We start from the raw sequence: 17,996 nt of genomic DNA, 5'->3' as shown, positions 1-17,996 counted from the left end.
ACTAAAACCTAAAACTCATACATTGAAAGGATAGTTGTGATTCTAAGGAGGCTTCAAAGAAAGTCTTGTCTTTAATAAAAGAAAAAGGTTGCTATAATTCTGATAAAAGCACTATAAACAAAATGAATGTAAAAAATATCTTATTAGCGTTTTTAGTACAATTTATATTCGATTTGTCATTATTTGCAGCTGATCCTATTTTGCTTAATTGTATTGAAACTCCAGGGATTTATGATCTTGAAACAAGGCCAAAAAGCTTTAACTCTTCAAATAATTTAAGAAGAAAACCTGGCTCTCCAAATAATGCATCAGGAGAATTAATAAATGTAGTGGGTAGAGTTACTGATGTAAATTGCTTACCGATACAAAATGCTGTGGTTTCTATATGGCACGCAGACTCACTTGGCATGAGCTATTATGATGAAAATGTGGAGCTTGATCCAAATTTTGCTGGATCAGGAAGATTTGTAGTAAATAACCTTGGCTATTATAATTTTATTACAATAGTACCAGGTAAAATTGGTGATAGGGCTCCACACATCAACTTTTTGGTCCAACATCCAGATTTTCCAGAATTCACAACACAAATGTTTTTTGCTGATCATAATTGCGATAACTGTGATGATCTTCTTCTTGGTAATCTTATTGAGAGTGGACTTGCAAGCCTTCTGATAGCACCATTTACTTATAACAATCAGGCTATGAAGACCTACACATTTAATATAACCCTAGGTGGGCATAACAAATTTTCTGATAAAAGATAAAGCCCTTGCATATCAGCGGAGTTCATAGTAGTCTTAAGCGCTATTGTACTTAAAATGTATATGAAAAATATCTTACTAATGTTTTTACTATGCTTTATGTGCAGCTTACAATTATTTGCAACGGAGATGTCAACGATGAAGATAACAATTTCTAAAGCTTTACCCGATTTTGAGACGCTAGTGGTAGGTTTTTTTGAGGGTGATAAGCTCATAACTAATGTTCTACAAGATAAGCAAGCTATAGATAACATCAAGAAATTTAGTGATTTTAATGGAGGTTTTGGTGAATTTTTCTCCGTTACTTCATCAGAGGGAAAAAATATTATAGTTGCTGGTCTTGGAATGAGAGATGAATGGGATGAAAGCAAAGGATTAAATATTGGTGGTAAAATATATTGTGAGCTAAGCAGATTAAGAATCAAGCGAGCGGCAATCTCAATCGAAGGCAATGCAGCAAATGTTGCATACGGTGCATTTTTGCGCAGTTTTAAATTTGATAAGTATAAAACCAAAAAGGATGAAAAAGTTACAGAAGTAGAGGAGATCACAGTGCTAACGAAAGATGAGCAATTCAGTAGTGCTGAAAAATCATTTGAGCGTTTAAGACAAGAAGGTGAAGGCATATTTCTTGCACGTACTCTTACCATTGAACCACCTAATGTTTTATATCCAGAATCCTATGCTGATTATATAAAAACCGAGCTTACTAAGCTTGGCCTTGAAATCGAAGTGCTTGGTAAGAAGCAGATGGAAGAGAAAAAAATGGGAGCATTGCTTGGGGTAGCACAGGGAAGTAGTAAAGAGCCAAAATTAGTAGTGATCAAATGGAATGGAGCTTTCAAGGAACAAAAGCCTGTAGCTTTTGTGGGTAAAGGCATAACGTTTGATACTGGTGGAGTGTCACTCAAGCCTTCGCGTGGCATGGAGTCAATGAAATATGACATGGCGGGTTCTGCTACTGTGGTTGGGGTGATGCGTACTCTAGCTGGACGAAAAGCAAAGGTAAATGCAGTTGGTGTAGTTGCACTTGCAGAAAATGCAGTGGACGGTAATGCTCAAAGACCAAGTGATGTAGTAACTTCGATGTCTGGACAGACGATAGAAGTGTTGAACACTGATGCAGAAGGAAGGCTCATACTTGCAGATGCTTTATGGTATACACAAGATAGATTTGCACCGAAATTTATGATCGACCTTGCAACTTTAACTGGTGCTATAGTGGTTGCACTGGGAAATAATGAATATGCTGGTCTTTTTTCAAATAACGATGAATTAGCGAATCATCTGATTGATGTAGGAAATGAAGTAAATGAGAAATTATGGCGTTTTCCTATGAATGAAACTTATAACAAAATTATTGATTCGCCGATTGCTGATGTGCAAAATATAGCTCCTGCAGGTTCTGGTGGAGATAGTATAATGGCTGCACAGTTTCTACAGCGTTTTGTAAACGACACTTGTTGGGCACATTTAGACATTGCAGGCACTGCTTGGCACGAAAAAGGCACTGATATTTCTCCAAGAGGGGCAGTAGGTTTCGGTGTAAGGTTGCTAAATAAGTTGGTTGAGAAGTACTATGAGATTAATAATTAAGGATCTTTGTATTGAGTTTATAGCTTAATTTACGGCTACATGAATGTCTATTTATAAGACGTAGAAAATGATATCATCAAAGTAACTTACATTTTCTTTTTTGGGGATTCTAAAGTTACACACTTGAGCAGCATCAAGAGAAAGTATTTTGTTCAAATGATGATTGTAATGATGGACTATTAAAACTTTAAAGCTATTGGGTATTGACGGTATATACTTAAGTGTTAGAATAAAATAGGAAGTTTTTAGGAGTTTATATGGCAGCAGGCGGAAAAGCGAAAACAGCTAGTAAAAATAACCCTACTCAGCGTAAGAAAGCAGAACAAAAAATGTATAAGGATAAACCGGTAAAGCCGGTTAGATATATAGACCGTGATTCACGTATGAACTATATGTCTGCTCAATACGATAACGGCAATCTAGTTGAAGATGAGGTAAGCGGCAATCCTATAAAGTGGGAAGCTGTATAGTAGTTGTGGTTAAAGTTACTATTAATTCTAAGGAATGTGAAGTAGAGCATGGGCTCACTATAATTCAAGCTTGTGAAGTTGTGGGCGTTGAAGTTCCGCGGTTTTGTTATCATGAGCGTTTAGCAATTGCTGGTAACTGCAGAATGTGTTTGGTTGAAGTTGAGGGTGGCCCTCCAAAACCAGTAGCTTCTTGTGCAATGCCAGTTGCAGAGGGTATGGTTATTCACACGGATACTCCCAAGGTAAAAAAGGCGCGTGAAGGAGTGCTCGAATTTTTACTAATTAATCATCCACTTGATTGTCCAATTTGTGATCAAGGTGGTGAGTGCGATTTGCAAGATATAACAATGGCTTATGGGAAAGGAATAAGCAGACTTGATGAGCATAAAAGAGCTGTGCCAAAAAAACATTTTGGTCCACTGATTGGAACTGCAATGAATAGATGCATTCATTGTACTCGATGTGTTAGATTTTTGTCCGATGTTGCAGGTACAAATGAACTTGGAGGAATTGGCAGGGGAGAAAATATAGAGATTAGTACTTACATAAAAAGGCATATTAGCTCTGAATTATCTGGGAATATTATAGATCTCTGCCCGGTAGGGGCTTTAACTTCAAAGCCTTACTCCTTTACAGCGCGTCCATGGGAGCTATCACATTGTGAGACTATAGATGTGCTAGATGCTGTGGGAAGTAGCATTAGAGTTGATTATCGTGGCCTGGAAGTTATGCGAATATTACCAAGGCTGAGCGAAGAGGTAAATGAAGAATGGATATCAGATAAAACCCGTTTTGCCTATGATGGACTAAAAGTTCAGCGTCTTGATCAACCTTATGTAAAAAAAGATGGTAAATTAGCCCCAGTTGATTGGAATGAAGCACTAACTGTTGCTGCAAAGAAATTAAAGAATACAAAATCAAATAAAATAGCTGCAATTGCAGGTGATTTAGCAGATTGTGAGTCTATGCTTCTACTCAAAGAAGTGATGCAGAAGCTCGGCTCGGGGAATATAGACTGTAGGCAAGATGGAGCAAAGCTTATACCAAATAATCGTGGGTCATATGTATTCAACACCACTATTGAGGGTATAGAAAATGCAGATTTATGTCTGCTTATAAATACAAATCCAAGAATAGAAGCACCAATAATTAACGCAAGATTGAGAAAGAGATATTTACAAGGTAATTTCACTATTGCAAATATTGGTCCTAATCTTGAATATCTATATAATGTTGAAAGATTAGGTGATGGTCCAAACGTTCTAAAAGAAATAGAAGAGGGAAATCACAAATTCTGCGAGTTACTGAGTGCGGCTCAGAACCCTATGCTAATTATCGGTCAAGATGCATTAATAAGAGATGATTCTGAATCAGTTTTAGCTCTAGCTGGCAAAATTGCAGAAAAATTTAACATGATCAGAGATGACTGGAATGGCTTTAACGTACTGCATAAGGCTGCAGCAAGGGTTGGTGGACTCGATATTGGATTCGTTCCTAGCAAAGGTGGAAAAGACATTAATCAGATGCTAAAACAGGCAGAAAGTGGTGAGATAGAAGTAGTTTATCTTCTTGGCGCAGATGAAATTGATATATCAAAGTTAGAAAGTACATTTGTAATTTATCAAGGCCACCATGGTGATAGGGGAGCGCATATAGCAGATGTCATTCTACCTGGAGCTGCATACACAGAAAAATATGCAACTTATGTAAATACTGAAGGGCGAGTACAGAGAACAAATTTAGCTGTTTTTCCTCCTGGTGAAGCAAAGGAAGATTGGTTGATTATAAAAAATTTATCCCAATATTTGGGCCTTTCCTTACTATATGATAATTTATTTGATGTGAGGAAGAAATTATACACTATTGGTCCACAGTTTAGAGATGCTGACCAAGTGGTGAAAAACAAATGGGTACCAATTACCTGTGATGAAATAAAATTAAGTAATATCTCTTTCACTCTAAAAAAGTGTAATTTTTATATGACAGACTCAATAAGTCGCGCTTCAAAAATAATGGCAGATTGTACTAAGGATTTTTATGAACACTCTACTTAATATTTTATTTATTCTAACACCATTATTACTAATAACTCTGGTATATTTTCAACGAAAATTAAACTCTATATTTTTGTGTAAAGAACAAAATACATTAGAAAAACAGTTCGTTTATAAGCTAGTTGATTTTATCAATGATATTATTGCACTATTTACGGAAGGATATGTATGGATGGCAATAACATTTATTATAGTTACCGAGGGAAGAGGGAATTATTTGCCTCTCACAATGATCTTAATTATGATGTCACTAGTGTCATTCATATGCATATCATTTTACTATTCTATTAAGCTAAATGCTGTACAGAAAAGTGTTGTCCTATTGATTTCAATAGGGACATTGTCTTGTGTGTCTAGAGCATTTGCTGTATTTTTTATTGCCACAATTATGAACTATTTTTTTGATTTAGGGTTGCATGTACTTGATATTTGATATTCTTTTTCTTCTTATTCCACTTTTGCTTTCAGTAGCATATTTAGTGTACTTTGAGCGTAAAGTTATTGGTGCAATTCAACTAAGGCATGGTCCAAGTGTAGTAGGGCCATTTGGGCTACTACAGCCATTTGCAGATGCTATCAAATTGATAATTAAAGAGCCGATAATACCATTTAGAGCAAACACCATACTGTTTATTATGGCTCCAATGCTCACCTTTATTTTAGCATTAATTTCCTGGGCAGTTATACCATTTGGAGCTGAAATAATTACAGAAAATGGACAGCAGGTAATAATCCCTAAGGTAATAGCAAATATTAATGTTGGAGTGCTTTATGTGCTAGCTATATCCTCTTTGGGAATATATGGCATTATTATTGCAGGCTGGTCTAGTAATTCTAATTATGCATTTCTTGGCGCTATAAGGTCAGCTGCTCAAATGATTTCATATGAAGTTTCAATAGGTCTAATAGTTGCTACAGTTGTTATTACAACTGGTACGTTGAATCTTGCAGAGATGGTGGTAGCGAAACATAATATGCCATTTTGGATTGATTTGCTGATGATGCCTATAGGAATAATATTTTTTATTTCTTTGCTTGCAGAAACTAACCGTCACCCATTTGACTTACCAGAAGCTGAAGCAGAGCTTGTCTCTGGGTATAACGTCGAATATTCATCAATGCCTTTTGCTCTCTTTTTTCTAGGAGAGTATGCAAATATGATTTTAGCAAGCGCTATGATGACAATATTCTTTCTAGGAGGGTGGTATCCTCCATTAGAGCTTAGTTTGCTGTATAAAATTCCTAGTTTAATCTGGTTTGTTTTGAAGATAGTTGTACTTTTGTTTATATTTGTTTGGATTAGAGCTACAATACCTCGTTATCGTTATGATCAATTAATGCGTCTTGGTTGGAAAGTATTTTTGCCAATATCGGTACTTTGGGTAATACTCATTTCAGGAGTGTTGCTTTTTACTGGGAATTTGCCTGGATCCAATGTTTAATTTCCCAAATACAAGGTTAAGGCGTAGGCGCTCAGGCAAGTGGATTCGCAATTTAACAAGTGAAAGCACTTTATCAGTAAATGATTTGATTTTTCCCTTATTTGTTCATGACGGAGAAGAAACAATTGAGCCAATTTCTGGCTTACCTGATATCAAATGTTATTCAATAGATGGATTAATTTCTATAATTCAGAAAGCTAAGGACTCGGGGATTAATGCTGTTGCAATTTTTCCTGTAGTTGATAGTAAACTAAAATCTGAAAACGCCGAGGAAGCGTACAATCCTGACAATTTAATCTGTAAAGCAATTTGTGCTGTAAAATCAAATGTACCGGATATTGGCATTATTGCAGACATTGCACTAGATCCATACACTACTCACGGTCATGATGGCATTTTAAAAGACGGCAAGATGGATGTGGAAAATGATGAAACTGTGTCAATATTGTGTAAGCAAGCGCTTGTTTTAGCAAAAGCAGGATGCGATATAGTTGCTCCTTCTGATATGATGGATGGCAGGATAGGAAAAATAAGAAAAACATTGGATGATAATAACTTTCAGAATGTGTCAATATTGTCCTATGCAGTAAAGTACTGTTCTAGCTTCTATGCGCCATTCAGGCAAGTTGTCGGTTCGTGCGCATCATCAAATTTCATCGACAAAAGTGGTTATCAAATGGATTATCGAAATGCACGCGAAGCAATCTGCGAAATTGAAATGGATATAAATGAAGGTGCAGATTTTATTATGATAAAGCCGGGTATGCCATACTTAGATATAATAAAAACAGCAAGTGACAAGTTCAATTTTCCGATTTTTGCTTACCAAGTAAGCGGTGAATACGCAATGATAAAAGCTGCAGCAAATAATGGCTGGTTGGATTATAACAGAGTGATTTATGAGTCCTTAATTGGTTTTAAACGTGCAGGTGCAAGTGCAATATTTACCTATGCTGCACTTGATGTTGCAAAAAATTTGGTATCTACTTAGCAGTGTGGAACATCTAAGTAGGTAGCTGGCCGAAGTGACTTGACAAACCTTCCCACTTTCCTTACCATATCAATAAGAGTATTTATCCTTGTTTTTAATCTCTGCAGATTTAACAACAAAAATTCAGTAAAAAACTCAGGTATATATTGGCAGATTACATAAAATTATAGCGGCTTTTTTTATTTTTTCTACATTCAGCCAAAACGCGCTTATTTTAAGCGTTAGCACATTATTACAATGCCAATTTAAATTATTATAGGGTCAAAACTCGTTACACGGGGATTTTTTGCCTTTTTTTTATTTGGTAAATTTTTTAATATTTATAGCTAAAATTTCAGGATATCATTCCACTGCTTGACACTGGAATCTAGAAAAAAAGAACCAGTGTCTGGGCACTGGAATGACACCACAGAGGGCTACTTGAATGACAGGAAAAGGAGCACTGGGATAGAGGCACTAATATGAAGAAAGAAGGGATAACGGTTATTGGTAAATTTAGATCGTTTTTAACTATTTGCCTTTTTTCTATGCAAGAAGTGTATTGATAAGTCCATTACAATTCAGTATTGTGAAAAATATAAGTCAAGTGTTAGTTAGGACATGGGGATTTTTTTTCAATTTTTGGGTAAGGTGCTAGGCAAGGTTTTTCCTGCCAAAATAGTAAGCTCTTTTTTAGGAGTAGGATATTTACCGGGTTGGCAGCATTATTGGTCTTCTTTTCTAATATTATTTATTACCGACATTATATTAATGCTTACATACGGAGGTGATTTTATACTATATAAAATGCCGAATTCAGGCATAGTTGTAGCTGCTATTTTTACCAAGCTAGCAATAGTTATGTTAGTGCTGCAATTAGTTGGCATATCTATTTTTCATACTCAAGATCCTTCAGCCAGCAGTGATGAGAATATAGTAATACAAATAGCATCAGGACAGGTGATGACTGTTGCGTTTTCGATGCCGGCAATAATGTCAATTTATTATATTGTAAGTAAATTCTATTTAAGTATATGCAAGGCAATACTTCAATGTCCATTTTGGTTTAATGATCTTATGCATTTGTTCTTTTTCTTTATAATACCTTATTTATTTTTTAATATTGTAGAAGTAATAAAACCATGGCCGATAAGTACGATACAGCTTAGTTATAACAATGCAATATCAATCACATTTGAAGGGATTTTTCATGTGTTTTATGCAGTGATTTTATTGTACTTGACTGCATTTATATTCTGCGATCTGACTATGCATGATGCGATTGTTTTAAACAAAAGCATATTTGAGTATGTAAAAGAAAGTTCAATAGCCTTGAGTGACTATTTTCATGGCACTATTAAAAAAATAAGTATAGAATAGTACTTATTTGCTTATGTATTCAGTTTAAAAGATATACAGTTTGCGTGAATCTACAGGATATAATAAAGGGATTACAAGATTTTTGGGCAGATGAAGGGTGTACTATACTTCATCCATATACGTCTGAAGTTGGAGCTGGAACACTACATCCCGCAACAATCATGTCAGCGATTGACGAAAAATCAACAAAAATTGTGTATCTACAACCAGTAATCAGACCTGCAGACGGACGCTATGGCGACAACCCTAATCGTTTATATCAGCATCATCAATACCAAGTTATAATAAAACCATCTGGCAGCAATTTGCAAGATATTTACTTAAATAGCTTAAAAGCTCTTGGTGTATCGACAAAAGAATATGATATTAAGTTTATTGAAGATGATTGGGAAAACCCAAGTGTTGGCGCATCCGGTCTTGGTTGGGAGGTTACATGCAACGGAATGGAAGTAACACAACTTACTTATATACAGCAAGTGGGAGGTATTGACTGCAGAATAATTCCTGGTGAAGTAGCATATGGGTTAGAGCGTTTAGCAATGTGCATACAGGGTGTAGATAATGTTTACGACATAATGTGGAACGATAATGGTGTAACTTATGGAGATATTTTTAAACAAAGAGAGCGAGAGTTTTCTTACCTGGCACTTGATTATTATGATACTAAAGTAGTACAACAGCAGTTTGAGGATACAGAAAAACTGTGTAAATTCCTTGTTGAAAAAGAATTGCCGATAGCAGCTTATGACCAATGTATTAAAACGAGCCATCTACTTAATCTACTTGATGCAAGAGGTGTGCTTGGTGTGAATGAACGTACAGCCTATATTGGTAGAGTGAGAGAGTTAACAAAAAAATGCTGTGAATTATATAGAGCAAAGTAGAATATGTTGTCACAATTATTGTTTGAATGTCTTTCAGAAGAAATTCCATCAAGAATGCAGAATTCATCTGCAGCTCAGGTTAAGAGCTATATCACTAATGCTTTTAGTAAAAATAATGTGAAATTTGCATCTATAGAAGTTTATGTGACTGCACGTCGCATTGCTCTTTTTATTGATGGCATAAGTGCTTTAGAGCTAAAAGATTCTAACAATGAAATTAAAGGACCAAGAGTTAATGCACCGAAAAGTGCTATCGAAGGTTTTTTGAGAAAAAATCGGAAAGGTGAAGAAGATTTACTCATTCGCAAAGTAAATGATGAAGATTTTTACTTCATTAAGAGAGAAAGCTGCTTATTTAACATCAACGGGTTTCTCAAAAATCAACTGGAGGAAATGCTAAAAAACTTTTCTTGGCCAAAGAGTATGAGATGGAGTGAAAGAAAAGAGAGATGGGTTAGGCCAATTAAAAATATTCTATGTATTTTAAATGACGAAATAATACCTATATCTTTTGCAGGGGTTACAGCATGCAACGTGACGTATGGTCATAGGTTTCTTTCAGGTGATGCAGTACTTACTGTTAAAACGCCCAAAGACTATTTTGAATTGTTAGAAAAAAATAATGTCATTCTCCAGTTGGACAAAAGAAAGCAATTTATACTAGATCAGATTAATAAGTTTACAAAAGAGGAGAACTTACAACTTGAAAAAAATGATTATTTACTTAATGAATTGGCAGGGCTTATAGAGTGGCCAATAGTATTATTTGGTAAAGTAAAATCATCAGAATTACCGAAGAAAGTAATACTTAGTATAATTAATACGCAGCAAAAGTATCTTGCTTTAAGTGATGGACAGAAAATATCACATTTTGTTACTGTTGTAAATGTTAACAACAATGAAGTTGTCAAAGGCCATGAAAGAATATTAGAAGCACGTCTTGCTGATGCCCAGTTTTTGATATCTCAAGACAAGAAGGAAAACCTAGATTACTATGTCAAAAAATTGAGCTCTATTTCATTTCATGCTTCGCTCGGTAGCGTAGAAGAAAAAGTGAAGCGTATTATCGCTCTTTCAAAGTATATAGCGATATTTATTCCACATGCTTCATTAATTAAAGTTGAACGTGCTGCATATTTAGCAAAGGCAGATCTTGCAACGTTGATAGTGAAAGAATTTCCGGGATTGCAAGGAGTAATGAGTGGATACTACGCTTCTTATTTTCAAGAGGATAAAGAAGTAGTGGAAGCTATAACTGAGCACTATAAGCCAATTGGATCGGACCAAGAATGCCCTAGATCTCCTACTGCGATTGCTGTAGCTATTGCAGACAAAATGGATAGTTTGGTTGGCTTAATTGCAGCAGGTGAGAAAATCTCTGGTTCGTATGATCAGTTTGGTTTGCGTAGAATGACAATTGGTATAATTAGAACAATACTTGAAAATAATTTGCATATTCCAATTAGATTGCTGATAGATAAGTCAGTATCTTTATGTTCAAGGCTTCTATTGAATAAAAATATAACTCCAGTTGATAAGCCAAGTGAAAAACAAATTTTAGAACTAGTATTTAAATTCTGCTTAGAAAGGTTCAAGATTATTTTAAAAAATAGAAATATAAGGCAAGATGTTGTAGATTCAATACTATATAAAGTCGATATTAATGATCTGCTGAAAGCGGAAAAGCAAACTGTGATATTGGATCGTTATCTTAGTACAAAAGAAGGTGAACAGGTTCTAAGCACTTATAAAAGAGCCAGTAACATGATGAGCAAAGTGAGAAAAAGTGATGGCACTACTTATAATGCATCTTACAGTAAGAAGTTTTTGATTGAAGATGAGGAGATTGCGCTATCAAATTGTGCTATAGCTGCTTGTAAAAACATCAAACAAGCGATAGAAAATAACGACTTTAATACAGCGCTTGATGAACTTGCTCGTTTTGCTCCATTTATCAATCAATTTATGGACAGTGTAAAGATTAACTGTGATTCTAATGAGCTTAGAATAAACAGGTTATCTTTGCTTGCAAATGTTGTTTCTACCTTTCATTTAGTAGCAGAGTTTAACCTTATACAGGTTAAACAATTGATAAATGCTCAGGCAATATAAGGAACAAATCAAATCATCTCCACAATCCTGTGGCGTTTATAAGATGATTGGAGATAAGAGTAAGGTTTTATACATTGGTAAAGCAAAAAACTTGAAGTCGAGATTATCTGACTACCTTCAATTCGAAAACCTTTCTGAACGAATCAGAGTAATGATCTCACAGGTTATTAAGGTTGAAATATTCATCACTGAGAATGAAATCGAAGCATTGCTTCTTGAAGCACAGTTAATAAAATCGTTAAAACCATCTTATAATATTTTGCTTAGGGATGGAAAATCTTATCCTTATATAACAATTTCTAAGCATGATTATCCAAGAATAGCGAAATATAGAGGTAAGTTTAAGAAGAATGAGTTTCATTACTACGGCCCTTTTCCATCTGCTGCTGCTGTTAAGAACACTATATTATCATTGCAAAAAGCTTTTCTCTTAAGAGTATGTTCAGATCAATATTTCTCTTCAACAAAAAGACCATGTCTTGAGTATCAAGTTAAGCGCTGTTCAGCACCATGCGTAGATAAAATTACAAAAGATGATTACTGCAAATCAGTAAAACAAGCACAAGATACTCTGCTAGGAAGGAATAAAGAAGTGCAAAGACAGCTATTTTCTACAATGGAAAAGTGCAGTAGGGAAATGAACTACGAGCTTGCTGCTGTCTATAGAGATCGATTGAAATTTCTTCAGCAAATTCAAATGCAGCCAATGGATTTTTCTTTTGAAGAAGATGCAGATTTCTTTAGCGTTGTACGTGAGGCAGACTTAGCATGCATTGGTGTACTATCTTTCAGAGATAAAGGTAACTATGGAAGCATTCCTTACTTCATTGAGAATTGTAGTGATCATTCAAATGATGAAATTTTATCCACCTTTTTGGTCAATTTGTATAATCCAGTTAACACACCACCAGCGCAAATTTACGTTCCCGATTTTATTAAGGATAAGGAAATTATAGAACAAGCACTTTATGCTCTTACTCAAAAATCAATAAAAGTTTTGCATGCGAAAAATAGTAAAGAACGTGATTTGTTGAATTTTATTTACAATAATTCTCAGCATAGTCTAGAACAGAAGCTTACTGATTATAGAAATAACCTAGAAAAGCTCGAAGAGCTTAGGAAGATTTTCTCGTTACCAAATATTCCAAAGCGTATCGAGGTTTATGATAATAGCCATATATCTGGAAATCAACAAGTTGGTGTGATGATTGTTGCAGGGCAGGAAGGTTTTTTAAAAAGTGAATACAAAAAATTTACTATAAAAGAAGAAATTTCAGGTGATGACTATAAAATGATGAGAGAAGTGCTGACTAGACGTTTCTCTGGCAATATAAAAGATATAATCCCTGATTTTTTACTGATTGATGGCGGTCCAGGACATGTTTCCATAGTGCAGAATGTGTTGGAAATATTGAATATAAAAGTTCCTTTTGCTTGTATGGCAAAGGGTCATGATCGTAATGCAGGAAATGAAAGATTTTATGTGCCGGACAGAGAAGAATTTACTCTAGCAAGTGACAGTAAGGTCATGCTTTATTTACAATTGCTGCGTAATGAAGCTCACCGTTTTGCGATAACTTCGCATAGAAAAAAACGCGATAAACAGTTTTTTGCTTCACAATTAAGTGAAATATCCGGTGTTGGCAGTAAAAGAAAGAAGGCACTCATGTCTCATTTTGGTTCTGTAGAAAATATAAGCAAAGCTTCTCTAGCTGAAATTCAAAACGTACCTGGAATTAGTAAAGGTTTAGCAGAAATCATTCTTCAACACGTGAATTCTAAGAAAGGTACTCCTAAATAGGTACTCTAAAATTAACCTTTATTTCTTCTTAATAAGACATAAAAAGCTCCTTTGCCACCATGTTTTTTTATGGCTTGCTGATAGTATAAGATCATATTTCGAACTTTTGTGTCATTCAACCACTTATTTAAGCTATTCTTTATAGTGTCTATTTTATCTGTACTATTACCATGCCCCGTAATTACCAATAAGCACCTATTCCTTGCTTGATAATTTTTGATAATAAAATCTATCAATTTACAATAAGCATTATCTATACTATAGCCATGCAAATCGAGTTTATCGCTTATAAAATATTTGCCCCTATCGATCTTTAATTTTGTATTGTAGTCAAGACAAAATGATGAATCACCATTATCAGTATTAAGAAAATTTTCTTGTAAACTAGAGGCACCTTTATCAATCATAGATTTTATATTTACTTTGTGATCAACTTTCAAAGTAACTTTTCCACATTCTATTGGCTTAACATTTTTTTGCCAATCTAACTCATCATCTGACATAAATTCATTAATTGAACTGCATAATTTTACAACAATATATAAACACAGTAAAATATTGCTTATTCTATAAAAAACTGATTTTCAATAATGAGATGAAATCATCAAAAGCTAATGAAAACTGTTGGATATATGGAAAGCACACTTGTATTTCAGCATTAAGAAACAAAAATAGGCGGTGTATAGAACTGTTAGTAACAGAAAATTTCTACAGAGAATTTGAGAAAGAAATTAAACAATGTGCAGATAGTAAGGGCATTAAACCTCGACTGGTAGAGAACAAAATGTTCAATGATGTTTTACCCAAAGGTGTCAATCATCAAGGAATTGCTTTAAAAGTTGCTCCTATTTTTCACAGCTTAAATATCGAAGAAATAGCTGAAGGTTCAGGTGACAGCTCTACTATAGTCATTTTAGATCAAATTACTGATACACACAATATAGGGTCGATTTTAAGAACCTCAGCTTGTTTCAACATTGATGCACTGGTTTTACCACATCACCATTCACCGAGCGAAAATGCATCTATCGCAAAAGCAGCAAGTGGAGCACTGGATATTGTTCCTCTAATATACGTTACAAACATAGTAAAAACGATGGAGTCTTTAAAAAAGATAGGCTACTGGTGTTATGGGTTTGATTGCAATGCAAAGGAAAATATAGATGAAATAAAGAATTTTGGGCAAAAAAGAGTAATTATTTTTGGTTCTGAAGAGAAAGGAATGCGGAGATTAGTGAAAGAAAGTTGTGATTATCTTTTAAAAATTCCAATGTCAAACGTAATTGATAGTCTAAATGTTTCAAACGCAGCAGCAATAGGACTATATTCCATTTACATTAAAACAAGAATCACTGCAAATTAGTTGCAATAAAACAAGGATGTCATTCCAGCATGTGATACTGGAATGACAACAGTGAATGACATCTTGCGATGTCATTCACTAGCACTTACATTACCAATCCCAAGAAAGAGGTGAACTTGAATCTGTTGGAATCTCGAAGGATGGCTGTGACACTATCTCTTTTATCTCATTTTTAAGCCATTCGCTACCATCTTCTCCAGCTTCTTTAATAGCTTTCTTGAAACTGCTCTCTAGTACAGCTTTAGCAGCTTCAGTGACGTTACCATTACCATTTATAGCATTTCCTATTGTAGTTAACTTAATTAACTCAGCGTTTAAGTCAGCAGGCATCTTATCAGTCTTAGCCTTTATAGCAGTGACATCAGCTCCTAAGGTATCTGTAATCTTATCAGTCTTAGTTTGTATTGCAGTAACCTTATCTCCTAAATTAGCAGAATTTGTAGCAGTTTCTATAGCAGTTACTTTAGCTGTTAAGTCAGCTGGAATAGTATCAGTTTTAGCCTTTATAGCAGTAACATCGGCAGATTTAGCTAAAGGAGCTAGTTCAGCAGATTTAGCTAAATTACCTAACTCAGTTCCTAAATCAGCAGGCATCTTATCAGTCTTAGCCTTTATAGCAGTGACATCAGCTCCTAAGGTATCTGTAATCTTATCAGTCTTAGTTTGTATTGCAGTAACCTTATCTCCTAAATTAGCAGAATTTGTAGCAGTTTCTATAGCAGTTACTTTAGCTGTTAAGTCAGCTGGAATAGTATCAGTTTTAGCCTTTATAGCAGTAACATCAGCAGATTTAGCTAAAGGAGCTAGTTCAGCAGATTTAGCTAAATTACCTAACTCAGTTCCTAAATCAGCAGGCATCTTATCAGTCTTAGCCTTTATAGCAGTGACATCAGCTCCTAAGGTATCTGTAATCTTATCAGTCTTAGTTTGTATTGCAGTAACCTTATCTCCTAAATTAGCAGAATTTGTAGCAGTTTCTATAGCAGTTACTTTAGCTGTTAAGTCAGCTGGAATAGTATCAGTTTTAGCCTTTATAGCAGTAACATCAGCAGATTTAGCTAAATTACCTAACTCAGTTCCTAAATCAGCAGGCATCTTATCAGTCTTAGCCTTTATAGCAGTGACATCAGCTCCTAAGGTATCTGTAATCTTATCAGTCTTAGTTTGTATTGCAGTAACTTTATCTCCTAAATTAGCAGAATTTGTAGCAGTTTCTATAGCAGTTACTTTAGCTGTTAAGTCAGCTGGAATAGTATCAGTTTTAGCCTTTATAGCAGTAACATCAGCAGATTTAGCTAAAGGAGCTAGTTCAGCAGATTTAGCTAAATTACCTAACTCAGTTCCTAAATCAGCAGGCATCTTATCAGTCTTAGCCTTTATAGCAGTGACATCAGCTCCTAAGGTATCTGTAATCTTATCAGTCTTAGTTTGTATTGCAGTAACCTTATCTCCTAAATTAGCAGAATTTGTAGCAGTTTCTATAGCAGTTACTTTAGCTGTTAAGTCAGCTGGAATAGTATCAGTTTTAGCCTTTATAGCAGTAACATCAGCAGATTTAGCTAAATTACCTAACTCAGTTCCTAAATCAGCAGGCATCTTATCAGTCTTAGCCTTTATAGCAGTGACATCAGCTCCTAAGGTATCTGTAATCTTATCAGTCTTAGTTTGTATTGCAGTAACTTTATCTCCTAAATTAGCAGAATTTGTAGCAGTTTCTATAGCAGTTACTTTAGCTGTTAAGTCAGCTGGAATAGTATCAGTTTTAGCCTTTATAGCAGTAACATCAGCAGATTTAGCTAAATTACCTAACTCAGTTCCTAAATCAGCAGGCATCTTATCAGTCTTAGCCTTTATAGCAGTGACATCAGCTCCTAAGGTATCTGTAATCTTATCAGTCTTAGTTTGTATTGCAGTAACTTTATCTCCTAAATTAGCAGAATTTGTAGCAGTTTCTATAGCAGTTACTTTAGCTGTTAAGTCAGCTGGAATAGTATCAGTTTTAGCCTTTATAGCAGTGACATCAGCTCCTAAGGTATCTGTAATCTTATCAGTCTTAGCCTTTATTCCTGATATCAGATCTGTTCCGACTTGAGTTTTTATGGTAACTAAGTCAGCGCTTAAGTCAGCTGGAATAGAATCAGTCTTAGTTTTTATTGCATCTACATTAGTTCCAATACCTAATAATGTAGCAATTGCACCTCCAGTCATGAACTTTGTTGCTGTAGCACTGTAATCTATTTCAGCAGCACCATTAGGTTCATACTTAAAAGTGTTGAAAACATTAGTAGCATTGTCTACACCAAAGGTATACTTATTCTGTGCAGCATCTTCATAAATTATGCTTTTAATGTTAGGGGATGGTACATTTCCTCCAGAGTTGTCTTTAAAAGTTAAACTAGCCATATCACTTTCCGTTAATTATAAAAACCATAATGTGCATGAAAATAATATAAATTCCGTAAATACTAGATTTTGCATAAGATTTCCTTGAAGCTTTTCGCTTCAGAATTCTTCTCTTGCCGTCCCAGTCTCCTCTGTCATTTCATTGTCTGGGCACACAACTGTACGAATATTATGGTTTGGGCTAAAAAGATGCAAGTAGCCCCTTCGGTGTCATCCCAGTCCTCTCTTCTGTCATCCCAGTGCTTGACACTGGGATCTCATTTTATTTTATAATTTCATCATATAAATCAGCCCAATTTGGATTTTCCCTTTCAACTAAATCAATTTTCCATTCTCTTTTCCAGCTTTTCAAAAGTTTTTCTCTGTTCAGAGCTGAACCTACATCTTGAAATACCTCAAAATAAACTAATTTCTGCACATTGTACTTTGATGTGAAGCCAGAAATAACTTTATTTTTATGTTCCCAAATTCGTTTAGTTAGATTTGACGTTATACCTATATACAGAGCCTTATTGTGCTTGCTTGTAAGTATATAAACATAATAACTTTTCATATCTAGTAAATAAATTTACTAGATCCCAGTGTCAAGCACTGGGATGACAGAAGAGAGGACTGGGATGACAGAAGAGAGGACTGGGATGAAAGAAGAGAGAGGACTGGATGACAGAAGAGAGGACTGGGATGACAGCAGAGAGGACTGGAATGACAGAAGAGAGGACTGGGGTGACACCGAAGGGGCTACTTGAATGACAAGAAGAGG

Annotated in this window: 16 protein-coding genes; 13 read left to right on the top strand and 3 right to left on the bottom strand. The window is 35.0% G+C overall.

The genetic code is table 11. The features are described from left to right. The first annotated feature begins 122 nt into the window (after window positions 1-122). The 11 genes from AB3210_RS05545 (at window position 123) to uvrC (ending at window position 13,470) form a co-directional block, all read left to right on the top strand. Entirely contained in the window at window positions 123-764 is a 642-nt protein-coding gene (locus AB3210_RS05545; RefSeq protein ID WP_012481990.1) for a protocatechuate 3,4-dioxygenase, read from the top strand. A 135-nt stretch (window positions 765-899) separates the two neighbouring features. Further along, a complete protein-coding gene (locus tag AB3210_RS05540) occupies window positions 900-2,357 on the top strand; it encodes a leucyl aminopeptidase (protein ID WP_007302471.1) in 1,458 nt (485 codons plus the stop codon). A gap of 257 nt (window positions 2,358-2,614) precedes the next feature. Further along, window positions 2,615-2,827: a hypothetical protein gene (locus AB3210_RS05535; protein WP_006279675.1), complete on the top strand. Its 213-nt coding sequence runs from the start codon at window positions 2,615-2,617 to the stop codon at window positions 2,825-2,827. Window positions 2,828-2,832: 5 nt separating this feature from the next. Next, window positions 2,833-4,881, top strand: a complete 2,049-nt coding sequence (nuoG, locus tag AB3210_RS05530; protein WP_007302472.1) for an NADH-quinone oxidoreductase subunit NuoG — start codon at window positions 2,833-2,835, stop codon at window positions 4,879-4,881. Continuing rightward, entirely contained in the window at window positions 4,865-5,314 is a 450-nt protein-coding gene (locus AB3210_RS05525) for a hypothetical protein (RefSeq protein ID WP_012481992.1), read from the top strand. Before nuoG ends, AB3210_RS05525 begins: the two co-directional genes overlap by 17 nt. Continuing rightward, window positions 5,298-6,323, top strand: a complete 1,026-nt coding sequence (gene nuoH / locus AB3210_RS05520; protein WP_052264902.1) for an NADH-quinone oxidoreductase subunit NuoH — start codon at window positions 5,298-5,300, stop codon at window positions 6,321-6,323. The genes AB3210_RS05525 and nuoH overlap by 17 nt, the downstream gene beginning before the upstream one ends. Further along, on the top strand, window positions 6,316-7,314 hold the full coding sequence (hemB, locus tag AB3210_RS05515) for a porphobilinogen synthase (protein WP_052264901.1): 999 nt from the start codon (window positions 6,316-6,318) through the stop codon (window positions 7,312-7,314). The genes nuoH and hemB overlap by 8 nt, the downstream gene beginning before the upstream one ends. 600 nt (window positions 7,315-7,914) lie before the next feature. Then, window positions 7,915-8,673: a hypothetical protein gene (locus AB3210_RS05510; RefSeq protein WP_010404500.1), complete on the top strand. Its 759-nt coding sequence runs from the start codon at window positions 7,915-7,917 to the stop codon at window positions 8,671-8,673. 44 nt (window positions 8,674-8,717) lie between these two features. Further along, the gene (locus tag AB3210_RS05505) at window positions 8,718-9,557 is read left to right on the top strand and encodes a glycine--tRNA ligase subunit alpha (protein ID WP_007302494.1); all 840 of its coding nucleotides are present in this window, start codon (window positions 8,718-8,720) and stop codon (window positions 9,555-9,557) included. Between the two features lie 3 nt (window positions 9,558-9,560). Then, complete coding sequence (glyS, locus tag AB3210_RS05500) at window positions 9,561-11,669, top strand: glycine--tRNA ligase subunit beta (protein ID WP_007302493.1); 2,109 nt, start codon at window positions 9,561-9,563, stop codon at window positions 11,667-11,669. Then, complete coding sequence (uvrC, locus tag AB3210_RS05495) at window positions 11,653-13,470, top strand: excinuclease ABC subunit UvrC (protein ID WP_012481994.1); 1,818 nt, start codon at window positions 11,653-11,655, stop codon at window positions 13,468-13,470. The genes glyS and uvrC overlap by 17 nt, the downstream gene beginning before the upstream one ends. Window positions 13,471-13,481: 11 nt before the next feature. Here the strand turns inward: uvrC and AB3210_RS05490 are convergent, their stop codons facing one another. Further along, a complete protein-coding gene (locus tag AB3210_RS05490; RefSeq protein WP_007302491.1) occupies window positions 13,482-13,973 on the bottom strand; it encodes a Smr/MutS family protein in 492 nt (163 codons plus the stop codon). Between the two features lie 92 nt (window positions 13,974-14,065). Between AB3210_RS05490 and rlmB the strand changes: the two genes are divergently transcribed. Next, the gene (gene rlmB, locus AB3210_RS05485; RefSeq protein WP_052264988.1) at window positions 14,066-14,833 is read left to right on the top strand and encodes a 23S rRNA (guanosine(2251)-2'-O)-methyltransferase RlmB; all 768 of its coding nucleotides are present in this window, start codon (window positions 14,066-14,068) and stop codon (window positions 14,831-14,833) included. 90 nt (window positions 14,834-14,923) lie between these two features. On the opposite strand, the gene AB3210_RS05480 is transcribed toward rlmB, so the two are convergent. Together AB3210_RS05480 and AB3210_RS05475 are read right to left on the bottom strand one after the other, a co-directional pair. Beyond that, window positions 14,924-17,236: a hypothetical protein gene (locus tag AB3210_RS05480; protein WP_230609023.1), complete on the bottom strand. Its 2,313-nt coding sequence runs from the start codon at window positions 17,234-17,236 to the stop codon at window positions 14,924-14,926. A gap of 262 nt (window positions 17,237-17,498) precedes the next feature. Next, window positions 17,499-17,789, bottom strand: a complete 291-nt coding sequence (locus AB3210_RS05475; protein ID WP_230609024.1) for a GIY-YIG nuclease family protein — start codon at window positions 17,787-17,789, stop codon at window positions 17,499-17,501. A gap of 28 nt (window positions 17,790-17,817) precedes the next feature. Here AB3210_RS05475 and AB3210_RS05470 point away from each other — a divergent pair, with 28 nt between their 5' ends. After that, window positions 17,818-17,982, top strand: coding sequence for a hypothetical protein (locus AB3210_RS05470; protein WP_230609025.1), 165 nt, complete (start codon window positions 17,818-17,820; stop codon window positions 17,980-17,982). Window positions 17,983-17,996: the final 14 nt, after the last annotated feature.

Source organism: Wolbachia endosymbiont (group B) of Scrobipalpa ocellatella (assembly GCF_964188425.1).
Lineage (GTDB): Bacteria > Pseudomonadota > Alphaproteobacteria > Rickettsiales > Anaplasmataceae > Wolbachia.
This window is presented reverse-complemented; position numbering and strand designations above follow the sequence as displayed.

Bases quoted from the DNA above. Each gene is read 5' to 3' on its own strand.
- AB3210_RS05545 (WP_012481990.1), top strand. From the start codon at position 123: ATGAATGTAAAAAATATCTTATTAGCGTTTTTAGTACAATTTATATTC.
- AB3210_RS05540 (WP_007302471.1), top strand. From the start codon at position 900: ATGAAGATAACAATTTCTAAAGCTTTACCCGATTTTGAGACGCTAGTG.
- AB3210_RS05535 (WP_006279675.1), top strand. From the start codon at position 2,615: ATGGCAGCAGGCGGAAAAGCGAAAACAGCTAGTAAAAATAACCCTACT.
- AB3210_RS05525 (WP_012481992.1), top strand. From the start codon at position 4,865: ATGAACACTCTACTTAATATTTTATTTATTCTAACACCATTATTACTA.
- nuoH (WP_052264902.1), top strand. From the start codon at position 5,298: ATGTACTTGATATTTGATATTCTTTTTCTTCTTATTCCACTTTTGCTT.
- hemB (WP_052264901.1), top strand. From the start codon at position 6,316: ATGTTTAATTTCCCAAATACAAGGTTAAGGCGTAGGCGCTCAGGCAAG.
- AB3210_RS05510 (WP_010404500.1), top strand. From the start codon at position 7,915: ATGGGGATTTTTTTTCAATTTTTGGGTAAGGTGCTAGGCAAGGTTTTT.
- glyS (WP_007302493.1), top strand. From the start codon at position 9,561: ATGTTGTCACAATTATTGTTTGAATGTCTTTCAGAAGAAATTCCATCA.
- uvrC (WP_012481994.1), top strand. From the start codon at position 11,653: ATGCTCAGGCAATATAAGGAACAAATCAAATCATCTCCACAATCCTGT.
- AB3210_RS05490 (WP_007302491.1), bottom strand. From the start codon at position 13,973: ATGTCAGATGATGAGTTAGATTGGCAAAAAAATGTTAAGCCAATAGAA.
- rlmB (WP_052264988.1), top strand. From the start codon at position 14,066: ATGAAATCATCAAAAGCTAATGAAAACTGTTGGATATATGGAAAGCAC.
- AB3210_RS05480 (WP_230609023.1), bottom strand. From the start codon at position 17,236: ATGGCTAGTTTAACTTTTAAAGACAACTCTGGAGGAAATGTACCATCC.
- AB3210_RS05475 (WP_230609024.1), bottom strand. From the start codon at position 17,789: ATGAAAAGTTATTATGTTTATATACTTACAAGCAAGCACAATAAGGCT.